Source organism: Noviherbaspirillum denitrificans (assembly GCF_002211445.1).
GTDB lineage: Bacteria > Pseudomonadota > Gammaproteobacteria > Burkholderiales > Burkholderiaceae_D > Noviherbaspirillum > Noviherbaspirillum denitrificans.
The window spans coordinates 2999776-3007379 of sequence record NZ_LSTO01000001.1 but is presented as its reverse complement, the minus strand read 5'-3'; the positions used below and the strand labels follow the sequence as shown (position 1 = coordinate 3007379).

Sequence of the window (7604 nt, the reverse complement as noted above, 5' to 3'; positions counted from 1 at the left end):
TCGGCCCGTCCGGCTGCGGCAAGTCGACGCTGCTGCACATTGCCGCCGGGCTCGAAAAGCCGAGCGGCGGGCAGATGCTCGCCGGCGGCAAGCCGGTCGAGGGGCCGAATCCCGAGCGCATGCTGATGTTCCAGGAAAATGCGCTCTATCCGTGGATGACGCTCGCGCAAAACGTGTCGATGGCGCTGGAGCTGCAGAAGGTCGACAAGAAGCAGGCGCGCGAGCAGGCTTTTGCCTGGCTGGAAAAGGTCAACCTCAAGGGCTTCGAGGATTACTACCCGCACCAGGTGTCGGGCGGCATGCGGCAGCGCGCGGCACTCGCGCGCGCGTTCATCACAAGCCCGAAAGTGCTGCTGCTGGACGAACCCTTCGGCGCGCTCGACGCTCTTACCCGGATGACACTGCAGGATGTCCTGCGCGACCTGATCCGCGAAGCGCGGCCCACGGTGCTGCTGGTCACCCATGATGTGGACGAGGCGCTGTTCCTCGCCGACCGCATCCTGGTGTTCAGCAACCGCCCGGCGAAGGTATTGAAGGAATTCAACCTCGAACACTTCGAGAAGACGCACGACTTGTCGGACTTCGCCGACGTGCGGCGCGAGATTTTGCAATTGCTCGGCATCCATGCGGAGCACGAGGATGTAACACTGACGGAAGGAGCGGGAATATGAAATCCGGGAAACTGTTGCTGGCCGCGGTCGCGGCATTCGCGATCGCCGTGCAGGCGAACGCCGAGGAAAAATTCAAGGTGGGTTACCTGCGCGTGATGGATGATGCGCAAGCGATCCTGGCGCAGGAAGCCGGCCTGTACAAGAAGTACGGCCTGGATGTCGAACTGGTCGAATTCAAGTCCGGCACCGACCTCATCAAGGCCATCGTCGGCGGCCAGCTCGATTCCGGCGTGCTCGGCTTCACCAACGCGGTCGCCTGGGCCTCCAAGGGCGCGGACCTGAAGGTGGTGGGCGGCGCGCAGCACGGCTACCACGCGATCATCGCACGCGACGAATCGGGCATCAAGAAAGTGTCCGACCTCAAGGGCAAGATCCTCGCGTCGCAGGCCGAGGGCAGCACCGCCGACACCGTGCTCAAGGGCGTGGTGCTCAAGCAGGCCGGCCTCAAGCCGGACGACGTCAACGTGATGGGCGTGAGCCCGCAGGTGGCCGTACAATCGTTGATCGGCAAGCGCGTCGACGCCGCGTTCCTGTTTGAGCCGCAAGCCAGCATCGCGCAACTGGTGGCGCCGGTGAAGCAGGTCTATGAAATCGGAGAAGTCTGGCCCTTCCCCTGCATGGTCGTCATCACCTCCGGCGAGACGCTGAAGAAGCGCAAGGATGCGGTATGGAAGTCGCTCGATGCGCAGAAGGAAGCGATCGACATGCTGCAAAAGAAACCCGCTGACGCCTCCAAGCACATCGCCGGCTACTTCATCAGCGAACCGACGCTCAAGACCCTGACCAAGGGCGACCTGCCGCGCGAGACCGTCATCACCGACGCGATCAAGAGCCAGACCTTCAGCCCGGTGCTGACCGCGAAGGAACAGGCGCGCATGCAGGAGATCGCGGATATCCTGCAGGAGCAGGGTTCGCTGAAGACGCGTGACGGCAAGCCGTTCGATGTGAAGTCGATCCTGGATCTGAGCTGGCAGCAGCAGCGGAAGTTGTAATCATTCCCCTCTCGCGCAGACGAGAGGAGGGAGAAAACCCAAGCACACCATGGCCGGCCTCCGCCGGCCATCGCATTTGAAGAACAACATGAGCACCAAACCCCGCCTCTCCGGCGCCAACAAGAAAATCGCCTTCGTCCTTGCAGTCGCCGTCATCCTCCTCGGCTGGCAGGCCGCCGCATGGTCGCTGCCCGACTTCCTGATGCCGGACGTGCCCACCGTGATCGTCCGCCTGTGGAATGAAATGCAGTCCGAGAGCTTCCGTACCGCGCTGTGGGGCAGCCTGTTCCGCCTCGGCACCGGCTACGGCTCGGCGATGCTGTTCGGCGTCGGCTTCGGCCTGCTCGGCGCGATCATGTTTTTCTTCCGCGAGGTGCTCAAGTCCGCGATCATCATCCTGCAGTCGATCCCGTCGATCGCCTGGGTGCCGCTGTTCCTGATCCTTATGGGGTTCGGCAACATGCCGATCATCGTGGTCGTCGCGATCTCCGCCTTCTTCCCGGCGGCGCTGTCGGTGATGAACGCGACCGAAAGCGTGCAGCAGGTCCACGTCTCCGCCGCCCGCGTGATGGGCGCGTCGCACTGGGAATTGCTCAAGCGCGTCTACCTGCCGGCCGTGATGCCGGAACTGATCACCGGCGCCCAGCTCGCGTTCGGCAATGCATGGCGCGCGCTGATTTCCTGCGAGATGCTGGTGGGCTTCGGCAAAGGCCTCGGCCGTTCGCTGTCGTATGCGGGCGAAACCGCTGACATGGTGGGCGTGATGACCAACATCCTCGCCATCGCCATCATCGCGCCGCTGATCGACCAGCTGCTGCTCGAACGCCTGAAGCACCGCGTGCTGCGCTACCAATACGTCTGACCATGCATACCGTCCGCCTGACGCTGCTGTTGCTCGCCGCCTGCGGCATCGCGCAAGCCGGCGGACTGGACAACGCACGCCAGCGCGGCACGCTGCAGGCAGGCATCCAGTACGTGGTGCCGGAATACCGCGGCGGCATGAAATTCCGCACACCCGAAACGCTCGACCAGGCACTGCTGGAAGACGTCGCGAAACGCCTCAAGCTCCCTCTCGCGACAGTGAAGGGCGGCAAGACCGACCTGGCCCTCGCCACGGTCACGGACAACGATCCGCTGGTCCGCACCCACACCGTCATCCCCACCGGCTACACGTCGGCGCCGATGGCGATCATGCGCAACGACACCGACATCAAGACCTGGGAGCAGCTGAAAGGCCGCAAGGTCTGCGTGTCCGAAGGCGGTGTGCACACGGGCACCATCGCGGCCAGGTACGGCGCCATTGAAAAGGTCTACCGCGCCCCGGCTGATGCGTTCATCGCGGTGCGCATCGGCGAATGCGACGCGACCGTGCACGACAGCGCGATGCTGGAAGAACTGATCCGCTACCCGGAATGGAAGAAGTTTTCCGCGCGCCTGCCGGCCGGGCCGCGCACCACGCTGGCCTTTGTCGTTCCCGCCGCCGACAGGAAGACCGCGGATTACCTGAAGAAAGTCGTCGCCGACTGGACCTCAACCGGCCAGCTCGACAAGCTGATGAAGAGCGCGGTGCGCAACATCGCCTTCGAAGTCTATCTCGACCAGACCGCGCCGGATTGCCACTGAGCAAGTTGCGCGCGCCGGGGCATTCCCCTACATTGGTACTGATCTTTCACACGAGGCCAGGACCATGCCCAGGAATAAAACCACACCGAAAAAGAAAAAAATCCTGCTCGCGCTGCAAGGCGGCGGCGCGCATTCCGCCTATGTCTGGGGCGTGGTCGACCGCCTGCTGCAGAACGAAGACATCGAGATCGCGGCTGTCAGCGGCACCAGCGGCGGCGCGATGGTCGCCGCGGTCCTCGCCTATGGCCTCAACCTGGAAAAGAGCCCCGACGGCAAGCCGTTGACGGACACCGGACGCCGCGCCGAAACGCGGCGCCTGCTCAAGCAGTTCTGGACCAACGTCGCCGCCATCGGCGACTTCACGCTGAACCCCTACCGCTTCCTCGCCAACCCGCTGTACCCGTCATGGAACATTGACGGCACGCCGATCCCGGTGGCGCTCAATGCACTGTCGCTGGTGATGTCGCCCTACCAGCGCCTGTTCGACCTGCGCCAGAACCCGGTATCGATGGCGCTCGCGGATTGCATCGACTTCAAGGTGCTGCGCGAAAGCACCATCGGCCCGGCGCTCTACGTCTGCGCCACGAACGTCCGCACCAGCCAGCTGCAGACCTTCCACAAGAATGAAATCGATGTCGACCACCTGCTTGCCTCCGCCTGCCTGCCGGTGGCCGACCGCGCGGTGAAGATCGGCGAGGAATACTACTGGGATGGCGGCTATGTCGCCGATCCGGCGCTGATTCCGCTGGTGCAGTACCACAAGCAGGAAACGCGTGACCTCGTCATCGTCGGCGTCAACCCGATCGTGATGGACAAGACCAACCTGCCGCCCGACACCGCGTGGGAAATCATCGACCGCATGAACGAGATCACCTTCAATGCATCGCTGATTTCCGAGATCAAGCGCATCCATGAGGTCAACGAGTTGCTGCGCGAACTGATGCCGCATCCGGATGCGATGAAGGCGTGCAAGACCCTGCACAACAAGGTGGAAGTGCTGATCCACTACATCCCGCCGCACGCGGAGATGGCCTGCTTCGGTGTCGCCAGCAAGAGCAATACTGCACTGGGCTTCCTCAAGCACTTGCGCAACCTGGGCCGCGAAGTCGCGGCGGCGTGGGAGAACGGCAAGATCGACGGCGGTGGCGCACCTTTGATCGGCATTGCATCGGATACCAACCTCGTGCGCCTGTTCATCGATCCGCATCATGCGGAAGCGGCGCCGCTGCCGGAGCCGGTGCAGGGGGCGCGTACTGTTCCTGGCGCGCCGGCATCGGCGCAGAAGGCGGTGGTGGAACCGGCGGCCTAATCCTCCGCCGACGCCAGCCTCACCGCATACTGCCCCGTCTTGTCATCCCGCGCGATGGTCAGCATGTTCCGCTGCTGCGCATCCTCGATCAGTTCGCGGAACGAGCGGTAGCCGTAAGACGACTCATTGAATCCCGGCCGGCGCCGTTTCATGGTCTGCTTGACCATCGAACCCCAGATCTTGTCGTCGCCGCGCTCGGCGACCAGCGCTTCCACCGTCTCGACCGCGAAGTCGAGCACTTCCTGCCGCCGGTCATCCTCGCTCTTCGGCGCCTGCGCTTTTGCCGCGCCGTTGCCGGTTTTCTTCGCGGCAGGCTTCTTCTCCGCCACCTTGCGCTTGGGCTTCTGCTCGCGCACCAGGTCGTCATAGAAAATGAACTCGTCGCAATTGGCCGCCAGCAGGTCGGAAGTCGAATCCTTGACGCCGATGCCGATCACGTACTTGTTGTTCTCGCGCAGCTTGGACACCAGCGGCGAGAAATCCGAGTCGCCGCTGATGATGACGAAGGCATCCACGTGCGCCTTCGTGTAGCAGAGGTCGAGCGCGTCGACCACCATGCGGATGTCGGCCGAATTCTTGCCCGACTGGCGCACATGCGGGATCTCGATCAGCTCGAACGACGCCTCATGCATCTGCGCCTTGAAATCCTTGTAGCGGTCCCAGTCGCAATACGCTTTCTTGACCACAATGCTGCCCTTGAGCAGCAGGCGTTCGAGCACGCGGCGGATGTCGAAGTGGGCGTACTTGGCGTCGCGCACGCCCAGCGCAATGTTCTCGAAATCGCAGAACAGCGCCATGCTGGTGATTTCTACCGGTCCGGCCATGGAGACTCCTGGTGTAAAGGGATGCCCGCATTATTGCATCGATGCCTGTATTCCACTATCCGGCCTCCCCGCGCAACAGCTGCATGATCTCATCCGGCGACATCCTGCCGCCGGCATCCCCGCCTTCCAGCAGGCTGTCTGCCAGGTCGCGCTTGTGGCGGTGCAGGTCGACAATCGCTTCCTCGATGGTGTTGCGCGCCACCAGCCGGTAAATCGTGACCGGCCGCTGCTGGCCCATGCGATGGGCGCGGTCCGATGCCTGGTCTTCGACCGCGGGATTCCACCACGGGTCCATGTGGATCACGTAATCCGCCGCCGTCAGGTTGAGGCCGGTGCCGCCGGCCTTGAGGCTGATGAGGAAGACCTCGCCTTCACCGCCCTGGAAGGCGTCGACGCGCCGCTGGCGTTCCTGCATGGGTGTGGCGCCGTCGAGGTACTGGTAGCGTACGCCGCGCTCGTCGAGGTAGGCGCGGATCAGGCCGAGGTGGTCGACGAACTGGCTGAAGACGAGGGCCTTGTGCCGGTTCTCGAGCAATTCGTCCAGCAGTTCACCAAAGGCAGCCAGCTTGCTGCTGTCCAGGCCGAGTTCGGGCGCGACCAGTTGCGGATTGCAGCAGGCGCGGCGCAGCCGCATGATTTCCGCAAGGATCTGCAGTGACTTCTGCCCCGCCGGCGCACCGTCGGCGGCCAGTCGTTGCAGCGCGTCGCGGCGCAACGATTCGTACAGCGCCATTTCCTCTTTCGACAATTCGATATCGCGCAGGATTTCCGTGCGCGATGGAAGTTCGGCCAGGACCTGGCTCTTGGTTCGGCGCAGCATGAACGGTTGGACCAAGCGCCGTAGCCGTGCGCGCGCGGCCGCATCGTTGTCGCGCTCGATCGGCACGGCGAAGCGCTGGTTGAATTGCTCCAGCGAACCGAGCAGGCCGGGATTGATGAAGCGGAACAGGTTCCACAATTCGCCGAGATGATTTTCCAGCGGCGTGCCGGTGACGGCCATGCGGAAATCGCCCTGCAGCGCCATCACCGCCTGGCTGCGCTTGGTGGCGGCATTCTTGATGGCCTGCGCTTCGTCGAGCACGATGGTATGCCAGCGCACGCCGGCGAACAGTTCGGCTTCCTGCTGCAGCAGGCCGTAGCTGGTGATGACGACATCGAAGGACTGCAATGCGGCCAGCGCTTCGCGGCGGTCGCCGGCGCCGAACAGCATCGGCTTGAGCGTGGGCGCGAAGCGCGCAACCTCGCTCATCCAGTTGGGACACACCGAGGTCGGCGCCACCACCAGCGCCGGCCCTTGCCCTGCGCGCGCCACCAGCAGCGCCAGCGTCTGCACGGTCTTGCCCAGGCCCATGTCGTCGGCCAGGCAAGCACCCACGCCCCAGTGCGCAAGACGGGCGAGCCAGCGGAAGCCATCCTGCTGGTAGCCGCGCAACTCTGCCTGCAAAGTGCCGGGCAGTTGCGGATCGAAGGCATCGAGTTCGCGCAGGCGTGCGAGGTGCTGCTCCCACTGCGCGTCGGCCTTCACGCTGCCGGTTTCGGCCGCCAGTTCTTCCAGCGCGAACGAAGCCAGCGGATGCACGCGCACACCCTTCGCATGAAGCTCTCCAAATGCGGCCAGTTCGCCGAGGCGGCGGTGGAACTCCCTGGTCAGGGCGAGAAAACGGTTGCCTTCGAGCGGAATGAATCGTCCGCTGCCCTGTTTGACCCGTTCGAGCAGCGTGCGCAGGTCGAGCACGGTCTGTTCGTCGACCTGGAGCTGCCCGCCGGCGGCAAACCAGTCGCGCTCGCTCTTGACGGTCAGGCGCATCTCCGCGAAGCCGGCGCCCTGCCCGACGCGGAAACGTTCGCCTTCGGGCCAGGCGATGGCGATGCTGTCGCCCAGGTGCTGCAGTTGCAGCAGCAGTTCAAGGCTGTCCTGCGTATCGTCGAACAGCCACTCGCCATGCGCTTTGCGCGCCTCACCCAGCATGGGGCAGGCGGCAACCAGTTGCCGTTCGGATGCCTTCTCGGCATCGAGGTCGCGCGATGCGTGCAAGCGCCTGCCGCCGACTTCAGCAATGACACTTTCGCTGCCTTCGCCCGGCGGGTAGAAGGGGCCGCCGTCCGCGAAGGGTTTGACGAGGACCTGCATGCGCAAGCCCTCGCCGAACGGCATCAGGTGCGCATGCAGGCGTGCGTCCGCTTC

At 64.1% G+C, this 7604-nt stretch carries 6 protein-coding genes and 1 pseudogene; 5 read left to right on the top strand and 2 right to left on the bottom strand.

The genetic code is table 11. The features are described 5' to 3' along the window. From AYR66_RS14560 to AYR66_RS14540, 5 genes are all read left to right on the top strand, one after another. A partial coding sequence (locus AYR66_RS14560; RefSeq protein ID WP_088709824.1) for an ABC transporter ATP-binding protein occupies nt 1-671 on the top strand: 671 nt, incomplete at its 5' end. Continuing rightward, a complete protein-coding gene (locus AYR66_RS14555) occupies nt 668-1663 on the top strand; it encodes an ABC transporter substrate-binding protein (RefSeq protein ID WP_088708081.1) in 996 nt (331 codons plus the stop codon). The genes AYR66_RS14560 and AYR66_RS14555, both read left to right, overlap by 4 nt. 88 nt (nt 1664-1751) lie before the next feature. Beyond that, the gene (locus AYR66_RS14550; protein WP_088709823.1) at nt 1752-2525 is read left to right on the top strand and encodes an ABC transporter permease; all 774 of its coding nucleotides are present in this window, start codon (nt 1752-1754) and stop codon (nt 2523-2525) included. Between the two features lie 2 nt (nt 2526-2527). Beyond that, the gene (locus AYR66_RS14545) at nt 2528-3286 is read left to right on the top strand and encodes a type 2 periplasmic-binding domain-containing protein (protein WP_088708080.1); all 759 of its coding nucleotides are present in this window, start codon (nt 2528-2530) and stop codon (nt 3284-3286) included. A gap of 64 nt (nt 3287-3350) precedes the next feature. After that, nucleotides 3351-4595 carry a patatin-like phospholipase family protein gene (locus tag AYR66_RS14540; protein ID WP_088708079.1) on the top strand — a complete coding sequence of 415 codons (1245 nt, stop codon included), beginning with the start codon at nt 3351-3353 and terminating at the stop codon, nt 4593-4595. A gap of 17 nt (nt 4596-4612) precedes the next feature. On the opposite strand, the pseudogene AYR66_RS14535 reads toward AYR66_RS14540, so the two are convergent. Beyond that, nucleotides 4613-5419, bottom strand: a pseudogene (locus AYR66_RS14535) (NYN domain-containing protein); the annotation flags it as partial. Nucleotides 5420-5474: 55 nt separating this feature from the next. Next, the coding region (locus tag AYR66_RS14530) for a DEAD/DEAH box helicase (RefSeq protein ID WP_206047178.1) at nt 5475-7604 on the bottom strand (2130 nt) is incomplete at its 5' end.

Coding starts and splice junctions, on each gene's coding strand:
- AYR66_RS14550 (WP_088709823.1), top strand. CDS start 1,752: ATGAGCACCAAACCCCGCCTCTCCGGCGCCAACAAGAAAATCGCCTTC.
- AYR66_RS14540 (WP_088708079.1), top strand. CDS start 3,351: ATGCCCAGGAATAAAACCACACCGAAAAAGAAAAAAATCCTGCTCGCG.
- AYR66_RS14545 (WP_088708080.1), top strand. CDS start 2,528: ATGCATACCGTCCGCCTGACGCTGCTGTTGCTCGCCGCCTGCGGCATC.
- AYR66_RS14555 (WP_088708081.1), top strand. CDS start 668: ATGAAATCCGGGAAACTGTTGCTGGCCGCGGTCGCGGCATTCGCGATC.